Origin of the sequence: Tardiphaga sp. (assembly GCF_028290785.1) — a bacterium.
Classification (GTDB): Bacteria; Pseudomonadota; Alphaproteobacteria; order Rhizobiales; family Xanthobacteraceae; genus Tardiphaga.
On the sequence record NZ_JAQGJD010000390.1, the window covers coordinates 1 to 15,105 of the forward strand.

A 15,105-nucleotide genomic window follows, 5' to 3' on the forward strand; every position below is an offset into this window, starting at 1 on the left:
CTTGCAAAGCTGCGAGCAAGACGTGGACAGCTTACAGCACCAATAATTGGCAGGGTTGCGTGACCGACCGTGACCTGAAGCAGGCCAACGACAACGACACCACCAACGCAACGCCGACTGCATCGGACCCGACAACGCTCTTCGTCGCCAAAAATTACAGCGACTGCAGCGCTTCCGTCTTGCCGATGAAGTCTGCGTATGATTCAAACGAATCCGACTCCTCCACCAACGACACCACTCTGAAGGGCAAAATCAACAATCTGGACGCCCAAGGCGGAACCAACCAGCCGATCGGCATACATTGGGCCTGGATGTCGCTGCAAACTAGCGATCCGCTCAATACGCCGGCCAAGGATACCGACTACAAATACACCGACGCCATCATCGTGTTGTCCGACGGGCAAAACACATTCGATTATTGGAATGGGACGGGCCAGTACTACGAGTCCAGCGTCGATGACCGGCAGAAATTGCTGTGCGACAACATCAAGAACCCTGCCAATGGCAAGGTCACAGTGTACGCCATCCAGGTAAACACCACGAACGACCCGGATTCAGCCATTCTCAAATATTGCGCCAATGACGGCCAATTCTTTCAATCGAAAACTGCCGACCAGATCGCGTTAGCGTTCCAGGCGATCGGGTCGTCGCTTACCAAGCTGCGGCTGGCTCAATAGAATTATCGCCCCCCACAACAAAAAACGCCCGGCCAATGGCCGGGCGTTTTACGTTTGGTTCCGAATAACGCGCCGCTTAGCGGGCGGGGGTCATCTTGGCGACGAAGCCTTCGAACGGCTTGTAGGCCTGCTTGGCGAGATCGGCATAGAGCTCGCCGATCTTCTGCGATTCCGCAACGAACGCTTCGTAAGCCGACTTGGCGTATTCGTTCTGCACTTCGATCGCCTTGTCGAGCGACTTCACGCCGGACAGCTTGGCGACGTAAGCGTTGCCGTCTTCGAAGGACTTCTTGGTGTAGTCGCCGACGGCCGCGGCAATCGCCTGCGCGCCGTTCTGCAGCGTGGTGGCCGAGGCCACGGCGCTCTCGAACTGCTCTTTGCCGTACTGCTGAATCTCTTCGACTTTGATCACGGGTGGAATCCTTTCCCAGACTGACATGTCAGTGCTTGCCCGTAGCCGGGCGCCTGACTGCGGACATCTATAGTGCACTGCACAATCTAGTCAAGAATATTGTGCGGCGCACAATTTTTACCATTCGGCGTAAATGCGACCCTGTCCTGCAAGGGTTGCTTAACCTTTTGGAAACTCGCCGGTTCTAGTTTGATTCTCTGTAGTGCTGCGTTCGGCCGAAAGGCAAAAACTGCATGAGCACAACCTCTTAGCCAGAATGGCCAAACGAATTTGCCATCCCGTCGAGAGAACTGCTTGGGCCGAGCGCTTTAACTGGGACATCTGCCGGGTCGTTGGGCATAATTTAGCCTCACGAGCCGGTGATTGAGTCTGGAAATCGGACGGGGACGTTTATGCTTCGCACAAATTTGGCTTCCTCGCGCACTCTTCGGATGTGCGCGCTCGGGCTGGCAACGCTTGCCGCGACCGTCTTCCTCACCACCGATCCCGCCGACGCACGCCGACACAAACATCGTTCAAGCCGACACGCCATCAGCAACGGCGGCGGCTACAGCCCCGCCTTCTCGTCGATCATGGTGGATGGCAACTCCGGCGCCGTGCTGGCGGCGAACAATCCCGACGCCCTGCGCCGTCCGGCATCACTGACGAAGATCATGACGCTGTATCTGCTGTTCGAGCAGCTCGAGTCCGGCAAGATGTCGCTCGACACCGAGATGAAGGTCTCCGAATACGCCGCCGACCAGGCGCCCACCAAACTCGGCCTGCGCACCGGCCAGACCATCACGGTCGAGGATGCCATCAAAGGACTGGTGACGCGCTCGGCCAACGACGCTTCGGTGGTCATCGCTGAAGCGATTTCCGGCGATGAGGAAGACTTCGCCAAGCTGATGACGCGCAAGGCGCGCGCGCTCGGCATGAGCCGCACCGTCTACCGCAACGCCAATGGCCTGCCGAACGACGAACAGCTCACCACGGCGCGCGACCAGTCGACCCTCGGCCGCGCCATCCAGGACCGCTTCCCGCGCTACTACCGCTATTTCGCGACGCCTTCCTTCACCTTCCGCGGCCACGCCATCAAGAACCACAATCGCCTGATCGGAAGCGTCGAAGGCGTCGATGGCATCAAGACCGGCTATACCCGCGCCTCCGGTTTCAACCTGGTGTCCTCGATGCGCCGCGGCAACCGGCATCTGGTCGGCGTCGTGCTCGGAGGCCGCAGCGGCGGCTCGCGCGATGCGATCATGCGCAACCTGCTGGCTGAGAATCTCGAAAAGAGCGCAACCCGCCGCACCGTGGCGGCGATCACCGAACGCAATCCGGCCGAGGCCAACGCCGACGTTGCGGAAGCGGCCGCAGACGCTCGGCCGACCCAGACCACGCAGGTCAACGGCGCCGTTCAGGTCGCCTCCGCGACGCCCGAGACCATCGAGACCCCGGTTCGCCCGGCCGCTCCTGTCGTATCCCGGCCGGTCCTGGCAGCCGCCACCGCCGCCCTGCCCGTGCCGCCGCGCAAGCCGGAGCCGGCACCGTTCACCTCTGGCGTGATCCAGTCGCAGGCGATCGCCGCCGTTCCCGGCGCGAACGAACCGATGAAGCCGGTGCGCGTGAAGACCGTTCAGGTCAAGTCCGGCCAGTTCAAGCTGGCCTCCGCCTCCGAACCATCGCCGACGCCGGTCACCAACGCGATCCAGCCGCGTAACGACGCCCCGGCCCGCAGCAACGTCGCCGAGACCTCGAACTCGCTGTATCAGCGCTCGGAAATGCCGCGCCAGCCTGCCAACTTCGGCACCGGCCAGGGCGTGCTGGGCGTGCTGCCGGCATCCGGTTCGCAAAACGGCCAGGCAATGGCCTATGCGGACCCTTCGCCGCGCAGCCAGCCCGCGACGCAAGCGGTCCAGCAGAACGGCGCCATCAAGCCCGTCGCCAACCACGTCGGCTGGATCATCCAGGTCGGCGCGCTCGACAGCGAGAGCGAAGCCCGCCTGCGCCTCGACGCCGCCCGCGAACAGGCCCGCGGCCTGCTCGGCAAGGCCGACCCGTTCACCGAGACCGTGGTCGGCAGGGGCGAGAAGAAGTTGTTCCGCGCCCGCTTCGCCGGCCTCGATCGCGAACAGGCCGAAGCGGTCTGCAAAACCCTGAAGCGCTCCGAGATTTCCTGCATCACCATCAAGAACTGACCGCAGGCTTGCTTACTGCAAATGGCCGGGACTATGTCCCGGCCATTTGCGTTTCACGGTAAACAAATCGCCGCGACGAAAACCTCTCGTCAAGATTTACCGCCTACATTGGAAGGCAGGGATGATTGTCACGCCGGGTAACGGCGGGCGATGGGGCGTCCACACAGAGACCAGGTGCACTCGCAGCTTGTAGCGTTGATAGCGTGCTGGAGTTAGTTGCGATGCGTGCGAAGCAAAGTGTCCTTGGCCTCGTTTACCCGGGCCGCGAGGTACGTCGATCCCCCCTGGTCGGGATGCAGTTTCTTCATGAGCGATCGATGCGCGTGGCTGATTTCGTCGCGCCCCGCTCCCGGCTGCACGCCAAGGATCTGATAGGCCTCCTCGTCCGTCATTTTACTGCTCGACGCCGCGCGGCCCTGCCGCCCTGCCCCGTCAAACTGCGCGTCCTGACGCCAGGCGGGAAACCGGCGGTCCAGATAACTTTCCAGTAGAGCCACGCTCTCGGCATCGAAGCCGGACATCATGGCGGCCAGCTGCGCCAGGTCGAACCCGTCCAGCGACTGGCCGGCATGGGGCCCGGCCACGACCCGGCCCGTCAGCGCGCCGCTGTCATGGTCCAGCACCATATCGAGAAACTGTGAGCGCACGTTCGACGTCTGGCCCGCCGATTTCGAGGCCCGGCCACCGAACATTCCGCCGATCTGGCTGAAGCCCGCGGTACCGAACGGCGACCAGCCAAGCAGCCCGGCGCCGAAGATGCCGAGCGGGATCGCCACCGCCAGTTCGCCCTTGATGCCGGTGAACGCCGCCACCGCGAGCGCCACGACGCCGCCGCCGATCTTGACGCCGCGTGCCAGAATCGCCGGGTTGGCCGCACGAAACATCTGCAGCAGCGTGTAGATGACAAATACGGCGAGCGCGCCGGCGATCAGAGTAGGCATCACCGAGAGATAGTCGGTTGTGGCGGCGAGCGGAAGCCCGCTTACTTCATCTGCCCGAGCAGCCTTGCCGCACCGGGCGCCGTCTGCGACAGCCGCACCAGGGCCTCGCGGCCGCCGGCGGCATAGGCCGCCACGGCCCGCAGCAGCTCACGCAACTGCGCCGCGGCCCCCGGATCGAACCGGCACCAGGCCCCGCCGGTCAGCCGGGCGATCTCGCGAAACGCCTGCTCGGCGGCGGGGTCATGGCCTTCCTGGAACATGAAGACCGGCACCTTGAGCAGGCCGAGCTCGCCTGCTTTGGCACACAGGTCGTCCACGGATTCTTCCATGGCGTCGCCGACGAACACTAGCGCGCGCACGCCGGCGGTGACCGCCTCGCGCCGGGTCTCGCTCAGCACCTTGCCGATCTGGGTCTGGCCGCCCTGGCAGGTAATCCGCGCCATCAGTTTAGCGAGTTGCGCGGTGTCGGCGATCCAGCCGCTGGCGCGGCATTCGCTCAGGCCGCGAAAATACACCAGCCGGATATCGAGGCTGCCCACCGCCGCAGCCTCGCGAAACATGTCGGCCTGCAGCGCGCAGGCCATGTCCCAGGTCGGCTGCCGGCTCATGGTGGCGTCGAGCGCAAACACCAGCCGCCCGCGCCCGCCCGCTGCGTGGGGCGCCATCGCTTTGGCCTTGGCGACGAACGCCGCGATATCCGCCGCCGCCGACGGTTTTGTCGTCAGCGTGTCGGTGGTCGATTTTGGAATGGTCGGATCGCGGGACATAGGGGCTCGCTATCAAATGCGAACTCTATGTGGAGATTGCGCGCCGCGCGGTCAATCCACGCGACAGCGGCCCACGCGACAGCGGCGCTTAGTTCACGCTCGGCGTATACTGCGCAACATTGCCTTGCGGCTCAGCCCGGCTCTGCTGCTCCGGTTGCTCGAGGATCTTCGGCTTGCCATCGACGGGCGCCAGCTTGCTGTCGTCGTCAAGGAATTTGTCGAGCAGGCCCTGGATCTTGGTCTTCAGTGTATCCGGCCCACGGTCGCTCATATCGGTGTGCTGAGCACCGGTGTTGACCACGGTGATGCCGAGCTTCTCGCAAATGTCGTCGTCAGGCACCACGCCCGGATCGGGCTTGAACACCGCGTCCTGCGAGCGGAATGACAGGATCTTGAACTTGCCGTCGGTCATGAACGGGACACGGAGATTGTCCAGCGTCACTACCTTCTTGACCTCGTCGGGATTCATCTTGGCGAAGTACATCGAGATGTCGCCGCCGTTGGAATGGCCGACCATGGTGAGATGATCGTAGTCGGAATTCGGCTGGATCTTCTTAAGCTGGGCGATGGCGAACTTGATGTTCTCGACGCCGCGCTGATACACCGGCAGGCGACCGACGTAGAGTTCGCCCTGCTTGGTCACCAGCGGCGCGTCGGAATCAAGATCGTGCTGGATGCTGATGGCCATGTAGCCGCGCGCCGCAAACACGTTGGCCAGGAATGAGTACTCGGTGAACTTGACGGTGTTGCCATGATTGAGGATCGCGACCGGCAATGTGAGCATGCCCGCATTGGCCTGCATCTCCTTGTCGCGACGAACCGCAACGTCAACCTCGACCGGACGATTGCGCGCCTTGTCAAAGAACGTCAGCGTCTCATGCCTGATCGCCCACTTGCTCGCGGTGAAGTACGCGACGGTGGTCAGCACGCAAACTGAAAGCAGGATGATAATTCCGCGCTTCATGTTCGTCCCTGATCGGCCCTTGCCGGCAGCCGGCGTAAAGTGGAAGACTCTCCGGCAGCTTCTCCAGCATACATGTCACAGCCGCGTGACAGGAAGATCAAAATGTATGAGTTGACCGCTGTTTCATTGTGCGGCGCACCCGTTTCTTGTGCACTTGCTCAATTTGGCCACTTCCCATTCCGGACAATTTTAGCGATTTGAGCCATCGACGATAGGGATGGAACGCCCAATTTGCAGCGGTTAGACAACATTCCGAAGCTGCTAACGTTCCGCACCCAGCCAAACGCTACCAATCGAACAATCTTCCAGCGCTACCTGGTGAAGCGGAGTCCGCTTTGGCGCACGCAGATACCGCTATCAACCGCCGAGGATGTCGTGGACTTCGAGCGGCTTGTCGATCTGCGCAAACCATTCGGCGCGGTTGGCGGCCCGGCGGCGGCCGCGCTCGTCGAGCGGCAACTTGAGTTTGCGCAGGAGCTCGGTGACTTCTTCACGGGCGGTAACATGGCCCATGCTCGGGCGACGGCCCAACGTCGCCTCGTTGAGATCGTCGAGCGCGGTCAATCCCCGCGGAAAAAACTCGCGATACATGACCCGCTCGGCAAGGCCGTCGATCGCACGAAAACCGAGCTGCAACGACAGTTGGTCGAGCACCTCGGCGACCAGCATCTTGTTGCGCGATCCGACCATCGACAGCCGGTTGCGCACCACGATCCAGTCGGTGCTGGCGCCATCGAGCTGCCGGCGCTTGCGGCGCGCGTCGCGCGCCATTTGCGCATAATGGCTTTCGCCGGTCACCGCGTAGTTCGCCGCGTCGACGGTACCCAGCACATCGAAATCGAGGAAGCTGTCGTTGATCGGCGTTACCAGCGTGTCGGCCATCGAATGCGCCAGCCTCATCAGGTAGCTGTCCGAACCCGGCGTATCGATGACGATGAAATCGCAGGTATTCTCCACCGCAACAACCGCGGCCATGAACTGCTCGAGCTCGACCGCCTCGTTGTCCGCGATCTGCATCGTGGTGCCAAGCTTGATGCAGCAGTGCAGCGGTACCTCAAGCGCGAGTCCCGCGCGCTGCGCCCAGGCGCGGCGGTTCTCGATATAGCGCGTGAAGCTCTGCTGGCGGCAGTCGAGGTCGATGGTGGCGACGCGCTGGCCGGCCTTCAGCAGGGCGACAGCGATATGCAGCGCGGTGGTCGACTTGCCCGACCCGCCCTTCTCGTTGCCGAGCACGATCACATGCGCCGTGCCCGACTGTCCATGACTGGTCTGCAACATCGTCAAATCCTTCGATTTATCTTCAAATCGGCGGTCTCGGCGGTCAAGCGAAATGCGTCTTCATGGACCGCGGGCGTCCACCATCTGCGCTTAATCATGAATCCCGGGGCAGCCGCAGCACTCCGGCCTGACCGCTGAAGGCTTGGCGTCGTCCGACAAGCTTTGATAAGTAGGCGTCACGACGCCCGCCGACCTCCAACCATCGAGCCGCAATGTCCCGTCCCCCTGTGATCGCACGCACCCTGCCCGCCCTGCGCCGCGCGCTCGATGGGCTGCGCACCCGCAAGGCCACGGTGGCTTTGGTGCCGACCATGGGCGCCCTGCATGCCGGCCATATCTCGCTGGTACGGCAGGCGCAGCGGCGCGCCAGCAAGGTGGTGGTCTCGATCTTCGTCAATCCGGCGCAGTTCGCGCCTACCGAGGACTTTGGCTCCTACCCCCGGACCTGGAAGGACGACGTCGCCAAGCTCGCAGCAGAGGGTGTCGACCTGATCTGGAATCCCGACGTCAAAACGATGTACCCCCCGGGATATGCGACGAAGATTCTGACCGAAGGCCCGGCCTCCGCCGGGCTGGAAGACCGGTTCCGGCCGCACTTCTTCGGCGGTGTCACCACCGTGGTGGGCAAGCTGTTCACTCAGGTCAGGCCTGATGTCGCGTTCTTCGGCGAGAAGGATTTTCAGCAGCTCAAGGTCGTCACCCGGATGGCCCGGGATCTCGATCTCGGCGTCAAGGTCACCGGCGTCGCCACCATGCGCGAGCGCGACGGCCTGGCGATGTCGTCGCGCAACGTCTACCTGTCGCCCGAACAGCGTGCGTCGGCACCGGCGCTGTACCGCGCCATGAAGGAAACCGCGAAGCGTCTGCGCGCCGGGGGGGATCTGGAAGCCGCTATGGCGGACGGGACCGCACTGATGACCGCGGCCGGCTTTGCCGTCGATTATTTCGAAGCCCGCCACGCGGATACGCTGGCGCCGGTCACGTCGATGAAGGAAGGCCCGGTGCGCCTGCTGGTCGCCGCCCGGATCGGCAACACCCGGCTGATCGACAATATCGGCGCATAACGCCCGCGGTAGAAAGACGGAGTGCGCGAGGCACTCCGTCGCTATGGCTAAACCGCCTGCTCGACCTGTGCGCTCTGGCTGCGCCGGCGCCATAACGTTCCGGCTACCAGCACCACCACCACGCCAATCAGGCCGCAGACGACCTCGCCGCCATGGCCACCGCCGGCAAAGCGAGTGCCGATGCCGAGCGAGGACATCAGGCTGTCGAGGCCGGTGCCCACCGAACCGCTGAAGAAGCTGTGTACCAGCGGCAGGATCGCCGGATCGGTGGCGATTACTTCGCCCGCGACCCAACCGAGCAAGCCCGCGCCGAGCCAGACCAGGACCGGCAGCTTGGTGAGCAGCGCCATGATCAGCGCCGCGCCGGCGACAATCAGGGGAACGCTGATGGCGAGACCAAGGATCAGCAGCGGCACGCTGCCATTCGCCGCCGCGGCCACCGCGATGACGTTGTCGAGACTCATGACGATATCGGCGACGACCACGATCTGCACCGCGGCCCACAGATGCGAAGCGGCGTGGACGCCGTCCTCTTCTTCCTTCTCGGGCACCAGCAGCTTGGCGGCAATCACGATCAGCGCCAGGCCGCCGATCAGCTTGAGGTAAGGCAATTCCATCAGCGTCGCGACGATTCCGGTGAAGATGATGCGCAGGATCACTGCGGCTGCGGCGCCGAGGATCATGCCCCACAGCCGCTGCTTCGGTTCGAGGCCGCGGCAGGCCAGCGCGATCACCAGCGCGTTGTCGCCCGACAACAGCACGTTGATCCAGATAATCTTGCCAACGGCGAGCCAGAACGCCGGCTGCTGCATTTCGAGCTGGAATTGAACGTAGACAGACTTGATTGTCGCCGGATCAAAGATATGCAGAAACCAATCCACAGCGCGCCCCCGTTGGTGTCACCTAAATCGTCGCCCGGTCTGTGCCGGTAGGTAGCGCCGGCAGCGACGCGCTAGCGCCGCTGCCGTGCCAGGTCGGCGTTAGCCGACGATCTCGTTACCCGAGAAGAACTGCGCGATCTCGATGGCGGCAGTTTCCGGCGCGTCGGAACCGTGCACCGAGTTCTCGCCAATCGACTTGGCGTGGGCCTTGCGGATGGTGCCTTCGGCGGCCTTCGACGGGTCGGTGGCGCCCATCACGTCGCGGTGCTTGAGAACGGCGCCTTCGCCCTCCAGGACCTGCACGACGACCGGACCGGAGATCATGAAATCGACCAGTTCGCCGAAGAACGGACGGGCCTTGTGGACGGCGTAGAAGGTCTCGGCCTGCTCGCGGGTCATGCGGATGCGCTTCTGGGCGACGATGCGCAGGCCGGCTTTTTCGATCAGCGCATTGATCGCACCGGTCAGGTTACGCTCGGTCGCGTCGGGCTTGAGAATCGAAAAGGTACGCTCGATGGCCATGATTTATCCTTGAAAAACAATCGTTGGAAGATTGCCGGGCTTATATCGACGCGATCCCCGCACGGCAAGCGATCAGGGCACGATGTCGCAGGGTACCGCTGCGGCGCGGACATTCCGATTGCCGTGGCAAGGCGCCCTCCAGGTCCCTTTAAGAATCTTTGACTCAATTCCGCTGAGATCGACAAAACGTGGAAACAATTGTCGCCTACCCGACTTGCCTAGGTGTCACAACTGCAACGAGCACGAAGCGGGTACCTGATGCAAAAGCGAATCACAGGCAGCGACCAGCACTTTGACCGCACGACCAGCGCGTCGATCTGCAATGCCATCGGCGAGCGGCTGCGCCAGAACATGCAGCCGGAGTCCTCCGCGTTGCCGTCCCGGCTGCAGGCCCTGCTGGACGAGATGCAGCGGCAGGATCGGGCGAACGCGGTTTAGGCCTGAGCCAAGCGGTATTTATGCGGCCTATAGCCCTCCCGGACGACAATTTGAGTTGCCTTTGTGCGCTGCAGCGGTGACAACCCCGCATGCTTTCAATTACAGACATCTCGATCCGGATCGCCGGACGCCTGCTCATTGACGAGGGTTCCGCGCAGATCACGCCGGGCTCCCGTGTCGGCTTCGTCGGCCGCAACGGCGTCGGTAAATCCACCCTGTTCCATGCCCTTCGCGGCGAACTGCCGCTGGAAACCGGCAGCATCTCGATTCCGCCGCGCTGGCGCATCGGCAGCCTCGCGCAGGAAGCCCCCGACGGTCCGCCCAGCCTGATCTCGGTGGTGCTGAAGGCCGATCTCGAGCGCGCCGCCCTGCTGGAAGAAGCCGAGACTGCCACCGATCCCCATCGGATCGCCGAAATCCAGACCCGCCTCGTCGATATCGACGCCCACTCCGCGCCATCGCGCGCCGCCGCCATCCTCAGCGGCCTCGGCTTCTCCACCGCCGACCAGGAGCGCTCCTGTTCCGAATTCTCCGGCGGCTGGCGCATGCGGGTCGCCCTCGCAGCGACGCTGTTCTCGGCGCCCGACCTGCTGCTGCTGGACGAGCCGACCAACTACCTCGATCTCGAAGGTACGCTGTGGCTCGAGGACCATCTCGCCAACTACCCGCGCACCGTCATCGTCATCAGCCATGACCGCGACCTGCTCGACACCTCGGTCGATCAGATCCTGCATCTCGACCGCGGCAAGCTGGTGCACTACCGCGGCACCTACTCGGCCTATGAGGAATTCCGCGCCAACAAGGAAATGCTCGACGCCAAGAACGTCAAGCGTCAGGAGGCCGAGCGCGCCCGGCTGCAGGGCTTTGTCGATCGCTTCAAGGCGGTGGCGTCAAAAGCCCGGCAGGCGCAGTCGCGCATGAAGATGCTGGAGCGGATGAAGCCGATCAACGCGCTGGTCAACCAGGACGTCCGCGAGATCGTCTTCCCCGCGCCGGAAAAGATCCTGTCGCCGCCGATCCTGGCCGTCGACAACGTCTCGGTCGGCTACGATCCCGCCCATCCCGTGCTCAACAAGGTCACGCTGCGGATCGATACCGCGGATCGCATCGCTTTGCTCGGCTCCAACGGCAACGGCAAATCGACGCTGGTCAAGCTGCTGGCCAACAAGCTGGCGCCGTTCTCCGGCTCGATCACGCGCGCCGAAAAATTGTCGATCGCCTATTTCGCGCAACATCAGCTCGACGAGCTGGTGATGGACGCCTCGCCCTACGACCACGTCCGCAAGCTGATGCCCGACGCCCACGAGAGCAAGGTGCGCGCCCGCGTCGGCTCGATCGGCTTCTCCGGCAAGGCCGGCGACACCAAGGTGAGCAGCCTGTCCGGCGGCGAGAAAGCGCGGTTGCTGCTCGGGCTCGCCACGTTCTTCGGCCCCAACATGATCATCCTCGACGAGCCGACCAACCATCTGGATATCGACAGCCGCGCGGCCCTGGCCGAGGCGATCAACGAATATCCCGGCGCCGTCATCATGGTGTCCCATGATCGCTATTTGATCGAGGCCTGCGCCGACCAGTTGTGGATCGTGGCCGACAAGACCGTCACCAATTTCGATGGCGACCTCAACGACTACCGCCGTATCGTGATGCAGCAGCGCGGCATGCGCGCCAGCTCACGCGACCGCGCCGCTACCGGCAACAACGGCCAGGGCAATGGTCGCGACAAGGACAAGCCTTCGAAGCCGAAGGAAAAGAAGGTCCCGCTGAAGCAGCGCGTGGCCGATGCCGAGGCCGAGATGACCCGCATCAACGGCATCATCACCAAGATCGACACCGCGCTGGCGCTGCCCGGCCTGTTCAAGAAAGATCCCAAGCAGGCCGCGCAGCTCAGCAAGGCCCGCGCCGGCGCCGAAAGTGCGCTGGCCCGCGCCGAGGAGCAGTGGCTCGCGGCCAGCACGCTGTACGACGAGGCGAACGGGTAGTTTCTACTTACGTGTCCCGGACGCGGTGCGGCATTCTCAGGCGATGCCCTTGCTTCGCCGCATGCCGTTCCGCAGAGCCGGGACCGTGCCAGTTCGTAGGATAGGTGGAGCGATGCGATACCCATCGCTAAAAGCGCATGACGTTGATGGGTATCGCGATCGGGCCCTAACGCGCCCTCTTCGCTCCACCCATCCTACATTTCCCCCACCTCCGCCACGCAATCGACCTCGACATCGAACGGGCCCGGCCATGACGGAACGTGCATGAAAATGCGCGCCGGCGATTCCACCGGGAAGTAGCGCGCATACACCTCGTTGAAGATCGCGAAGTGGGCTGGATTCGGCGTGCAGTAGACGTTGCATTTGACCACATGCGCCAGCGACGAACCGGCGGCCTGTAGACAATGCTTCATCTGCTCCAGCACGATTTCGGCCTGGCGTTCGAACGGCACCCGCGCGATTTCGCCGGTCTCGGGATCGAACGGCGGAATACCGGACAGATAGACCATCCCGTTGGACACCACCGCGGGGTAGATCGAACCTTTGCGGTAGCGCTCCAGGTAATTCGAGATCGGCTCGATACGGATACGTCTCATCGCAACCCTCCTTCTTGACGTGAGGCTGCGATCCTATCGTGCGGAATGTGCGCGATGGTTCGGCGGGCGCCGAACTATCGTGGCGCCGGTCGGCGATACCACGGCGGCCCGTCACGGCTTGCGCGACAGGCTCGGCGTCAAACTCGATTTTGAAGGTCAGCCCTGCGCTACGTCGTCGCGCGCTTCTTCGGCCGCGCGGCTTTCGGCTGCACTACCGGCTCAGGTCCGCGTTCCACAACCGTCAAACGGCCGGCCGTAAAGGTGTAGATGCCGGCGCGGGCGCCGCGCGAATAGGTCAGCACCGCGACGCGGTCGCCGCGCGGATTGGTCGAGAGGTTGACGCTGTCGGGCGCACCGGCGCCACGCGCGACGTCGCATTCGGTATGGCCGAGGGCCACCACGCCGGAAGGCTGCGGCGCACCGGCCGCGCCATCGGCCAGCGCATTGGCATCGCGCGGCGCCATGCCGGGGCATGAGCCATCGGCGCTGATCAGGTCCTGCGGACCGACCGCCTTCTCAGGCGACAGCGGCGGGGTTTCGATCGAGACGTTCTTGACGAATACCCGTCCAGGCTTGGAAAACCAGTCGGCGTCCTTGGACAGCAGATCCGACGAAAACATGTCGCCGCCGACGCCCGCGCAGCCCGCCAGTACGGGGGCCACGAGCAGCAGCCCGAGCATTCCAGTTCGATAAGATTTCTCTCGCACGATCAACTCATCCCTACCCGGCACGCGGCGTAAGCTCCTGTAGCACCACTGATTTGCGGCGCCACCATGACATCAGGCGGATTGCCCCTGCGAAAGCCAGAATTAGCTAGAATTATCGTAAATTACCAGTAATCGCCAGCCCTGCCGCTGATCGCCTCCCCGCCCGCCAGCAGAGCGTGCCGCCCTAGTTCTTCTTCTGCCAGCGGCCACGCTCGTCGGTCTGCCAGTAGGTGGCGGCAAACCCCCGCGTCTTGCAGTCCGTCCAGGCCGTCCGTGCGCCCGCCAGCGCGTCGCCATCGTCGCCGTTGAACACCATCACCATGCGCTCATAGCCATCGGCATCCGCCGGCAGCGCGGCATTATCGACCAGGAACCGGACCTGCGCCCGGTTCGGATTGCCGTCTTCCACTGTCAACAGGATCGGCTGCTCCGCGGCGTCGTCCGCGCGCCACGTGGCGTGCGGCAGGAACGAATCGTCGCGATAGGTCCACAGATGCGCATCGAGCGCATCGACGCGCTCTTCCGACCCCGCCTGCACGACGACCCGCCAGCCGCGCTCGAGCGACTTCTCGAGCAGGGACGGCAGCACGTCTTCCAGCGACTTGTTCTGCAGGTGATAGAACAGGACCTCGGTCATGTCGGTGTGTTCTGCTCCGCTACTTCCTGGCTTCGTAATACTCCGCCACCAGCCGCTCCAGCAGACGGACGCCATAGCCCGAACCCCAGCTCTGATTGATCTCGGTCTTCGGCGCGCCCATCGCGGTGCCGGCGATGTCGAGATGCGCCCACGGCGTTTCGCCGACGAAGCGCTGCAGGAACTGCGCCGCGGTGATCGAACCGCCATTGCGCGCGCCGGCGTTCTTCATGTCGGCGAATTGCGAGTCCATCATCTTGTCGTATTCCGGACCCATCGGCAGCCGCCAGACCTTTTCGCCGGTTTCCAGTCCGACCTTATAGAGCCGCTCCGACAGTTCATCATTGTTGGAGAACAGCCCGGCGTGTTCGGTGCCGAGGGCGACCAGAATCGCCCCGGTCAGGGTCGCCAGATCGACCATGAATTTCGGCTTGTACTTCTCTTTGACGTACCAGAGCACGTCGGCCAGCACGAGGCGGCCTTCGGCGTCGGTGTTGATGATTTCGATGGTCTGGCCGGACATCGAGGTGACGATGTCGCCGGGACGCTGCGCGTTGCCGTCGGGCATGTTCTCGACCACGCCGATGGCGCCGACCACGTTGAGCTTGGCCTTGCGCCCGGCCAGCGCGTGCATCAGGCCGACCACGCAGGCCGCACCGCCCATGTCGCCCTTCATGTCCTCCATCGAGCCCGACGGCTTGATCGAAATGCCGCCGGTGTCGAAGGTGACGCCCTTGCCGACGAAGGCCACCGGCTGTTCGCCCTTCTTGCCGCCGTTCCAACGCATGATCACCATGCGGCCCGGCTGCGTCGAGCCCTGCGACACGCCGAGCAGCGAGCCCATGCCGAGCTTGGTCATGGCCTTGACGTCAAGCACCTCGACCTCGACGCCGAGCTTCTTCAACTCGGAGGCGCGGCGCGCGAATTCGACGGGAAACAGCACGTTCGGCGGCTCGTTGACCAGTTCGCGCGCCAGGATCACGCCATCGACGATGTGACCTTCGGCCGCAAACGTCTTCTTGGCGGCGGCGACGTCATCAACCGCGATCGACACCGTGGCGCTGACGG

At 63.6% G+C, this 15,105-nt stretch carries 15 protein-coding genes and 1 pseudogene; 5 read left to right on the forward strand and 11 right to left on the reverse strand.

What is annotated here, in order from left to right; genetic code table 11:
- Window positions 1-677 (forward strand): annotated as a pseudogene (locus JWR89_RS24770) (pilus assembly protein TadG); the annotation flags it as partial.
- A gap of 76 nt (window positions 678-753) precedes the next feature.
- Here JWR89_RS24770 and JWR89_RS24775 read toward each other — a convergent pair.
- Complete coding sequence (locus JWR89_RS24775) at window positions 754-1,089, reverse strand: phasin family protein (RefSeq protein ID WP_299720849.1); 336 nt, start codon at window positions 1,087-1,089, stop codon at window positions 754-756.
- A 392-nt stretch (window positions 1,090-1,481) separates the two neighbouring features.
- On the opposite strand from JWR89_RS24775, the gene JWR89_RS24780 reads away from it, so the two are divergent.
- Window positions 1,482-3,266, forward strand: coding sequence for a serine hydrolase (locus JWR89_RS24780; protein ID WP_299720850.1), 1,785 nt, complete (start codon window positions 1,482-1,484; stop codon window positions 3,264-3,266).
- A 212-nt stretch (window positions 3,267-3,478) separates the two neighbouring features.
- On the opposite strand, the gene JWR89_RS24785 is transcribed toward JWR89_RS24780, so the two are convergent.
- From JWR89_RS24785 to JWR89_RS24800, 4 genes are all read right to left on the reverse strand, one after another.
- Window positions 3,479-4,207, reverse strand: coding sequence for a DnaJ domain-containing protein (locus JWR89_RS24785; RefSeq protein ID WP_299720851.1), 729 nt, complete (start codon window positions 4,205-4,207; stop codon window positions 3,479-3,481).
- 41 nt (window positions 4,208-4,248) lie between these two features.
- A complete protein-coding gene (locus JWR89_RS24790; protein ID WP_299720852.1) occupies window positions 4,249-4,974 on the reverse strand; it encodes a VWA domain-containing protein in 726 nt (241 codons plus the stop codon).
- 88 nt (window positions 4,975-5,062) lie between these two features.
- On the reverse strand, window positions 5,063-5,938 hold the full coding sequence (locus JWR89_RS24795) for an alpha/beta fold hydrolase (protein WP_299720853.1): 876 nt from the start codon (window positions 5,936-5,938) through the stop codon (window positions 5,063-5,065).
- A 357-nt stretch (window positions 5,939-6,295) separates the two neighbouring features.
- Window positions 6,296-7,216: a division plane positioning ATPase MipZ gene (locus JWR89_RS24800; RefSeq protein WP_299720854.1), complete on the reverse strand. Its 921-nt coding sequence runs from the start codon at window positions 7,214-7,216 to the stop codon at window positions 6,296-6,298.
- 212 nt (window positions 7,217-7,428) lie between these two features.
- Between JWR89_RS24800 and panC the strand changes: the two genes are divergently transcribed.
- The gene (gene panC / locus JWR89_RS24805; protein ID WP_299720855.1) at window positions 7,429-8,280 is read left to right on the forward strand and encodes a pantoate--beta-alanine ligase; all 852 of its coding nucleotides are present in this window, start codon (window positions 7,429-7,431) and stop codon (window positions 8,278-8,280) included.
- 47 nt (window positions 8,281-8,327) lie between these two features.
- Here panC and JWR89_RS24810 read toward each other — a convergent pair whose 3' ends face one another.
- Together JWR89_RS24810 and ndk are read right to left on the reverse strand one after the other, a co-directional pair.
- Window positions 8,328-9,161, reverse strand: coding sequence for a TerC family protein (locus tag JWR89_RS24810; RefSeq protein WP_299720856.1), 834 nt, complete (start codon window positions 9,159-9,161; stop codon window positions 8,328-8,330).
- A gap of 99 nt (window positions 9,162-9,260) precedes the next feature.
- On the reverse strand, window positions 9,261-9,683 hold the full coding sequence (gene ndk, locus JWR89_RS24815; protein WP_299720857.1) for a nucleoside-diphosphate kinase: 423 nt from the start codon (window positions 9,681-9,683) through the stop codon (window positions 9,261-9,263).
- A gap of 258 nt (window positions 9,684-9,941) precedes the next feature.
- On the opposite strand from ndk, the gene JWR89_RS24820 reads away from it, so the two are divergent.
- Window positions 9,942-10,121 carry a hypothetical protein gene (locus JWR89_RS24820; protein ID WP_299720858.1) on the forward strand — a complete coding sequence of 60 codons (180 nt, stop codon included), beginning with the start codon at window positions 9,942-9,944 and terminating at the stop codon, window positions 10,119-10,121.
- A gap of 89 nt (window positions 10,122-10,210) precedes the next feature.
- Window positions 10,211-12,100 carry an ABC-F family ATP-binding cassette domain-containing protein gene (locus JWR89_RS24825; RefSeq protein WP_299720859.1) on the forward strand — a complete coding sequence of 630 codons (1,890 nt, stop codon included), beginning with the start codon at window positions 10,211-10,213 and terminating at the stop codon, window positions 12,098-12,100.
- A gap of 194 nt (window positions 12,101-12,294) precedes the next feature.
- Here the strand turns inward: JWR89_RS24825 and JWR89_RS24830 are convergent, their stop codons facing one another.
- The 4 genes from JWR89_RS24830 to JWR89_RS24845 all read right to left on the reverse strand — a co-directional run.
- Complete coding sequence (locus tag JWR89_RS24830; protein WP_299720860.1) at window positions 12,295-12,696, reverse strand: RidA family protein; 402 nt, start codon at window positions 12,694-12,696, stop codon at window positions 12,295-12,297.
- A 167-nt stretch (window positions 12,697-12,863) separates the two neighbouring features.
- Window positions 12,864-13,376 carry a hypothetical protein gene (locus JWR89_RS24835; protein ID WP_299720863.1) on the reverse strand — a complete coding sequence of 171 codons (513 nt, stop codon included), beginning with the start codon at window positions 13,374-13,376 and terminating at the stop codon, window positions 12,864-12,866.
- A gap of 211 nt (window positions 13,377-13,587) precedes the next feature.
- Window positions 13,588-14,040, reverse strand: a complete 453-nt coding sequence (locus tag JWR89_RS24840) for a DNA polymerase III subunit chi (RefSeq protein WP_299720861.1) — start codon at window positions 14,038-14,040, stop codon at window positions 13,588-13,590.
- A gap of 19 nt (window positions 14,041-14,059) precedes the next feature.
- A partial coding sequence (locus JWR89_RS24845; protein ID WP_299720862.1) for a leucyl aminopeptidase occupies window positions 14,060-15,105 on the reverse strand: 1,046 nt, incomplete at its 5' end.

Excerpts from the sequence above, each read along its gene's own strand:
- JWR89_RS24780 (WP_299720850.1), top strand. The coding sequence starts at position 1,482 with ATGCTTCGCACAAATTTGGCTTCCTCGCGCACTCTTCGGATGTGCGCG.
- JWR89_RS24785 (WP_299720851.1), bottom strand. The coding sequence starts at position 4,207 with ATGCCTACTCTGATCGCCGGCGCGCTCGCCGTATTTGTCATCTACACG.
- JWR89_RS24790 (WP_299720852.1), bottom strand. The coding sequence starts at position 4,974 with ATGTCCCGCGATCCGACCATTCCAAAATCGACCACCGACACGCTGACG.
- JWR89_RS24795 (WP_299720853.1), bottom strand. The coding sequence starts at position 5,938 with ATGAAGCGCGGAATTATCATCCTGCTTTCAGTTTGCGTGCTGACCACC.
- JWR89_RS24800 (WP_299720854.1), bottom strand. The coding sequence starts at position 7,216 with ATGTTGCAGACCAGTCATGGACAGTCGGGCACGGCGCATGTGATCGTG.
- panC (WP_299720855.1), top strand. The coding sequence starts at position 7,429 with ATGTCCCGTCCCCCTGTGATCGCACGCACCCTGCCCGCCCTGCGCCGC.
- ndk (WP_299720857.1), bottom strand. The coding sequence starts at position 9,683 with ATGGCCATCGAGCGTACCTTTTCGATTCTCAAGCCCGACGCGACCGAG.
- JWR89_RS24820 (WP_299720858.1), top strand. The coding sequence starts at position 9,942 with ATGCAAAAGCGAATCACAGGCAGCGACCAGCACTTTGACCGCACGACC.
- JWR89_RS24825 (WP_299720859.1), top strand. The coding sequence starts at position 10,211 with ATGCTTTCAATTACAGACATCTCGATCCGGATCGCCGGACGCCTGCTC.
- JWR89_RS24830 (WP_299720860.1), bottom strand. The coding sequence starts at position 12,696 with ATGAGACGTATCCGTATCGAGCCGATCTCGAATTACCTGGAGCGCTAC.
- JWR89_RS24835 (WP_299720863.1), bottom strand. The coding sequence starts at position 13,376 with ATGCTCGGGCTGCTGCTCGTGGCCCCCGTACTGGCGGGCTGCGCGGGC.
- JWR89_RS24840 (WP_299720861.1), bottom strand. The coding sequence starts at position 14,040 with ATGACCGAGGTCCTGTTCTATCACCTGCAGAACAAGTCGCTGGAAGAC.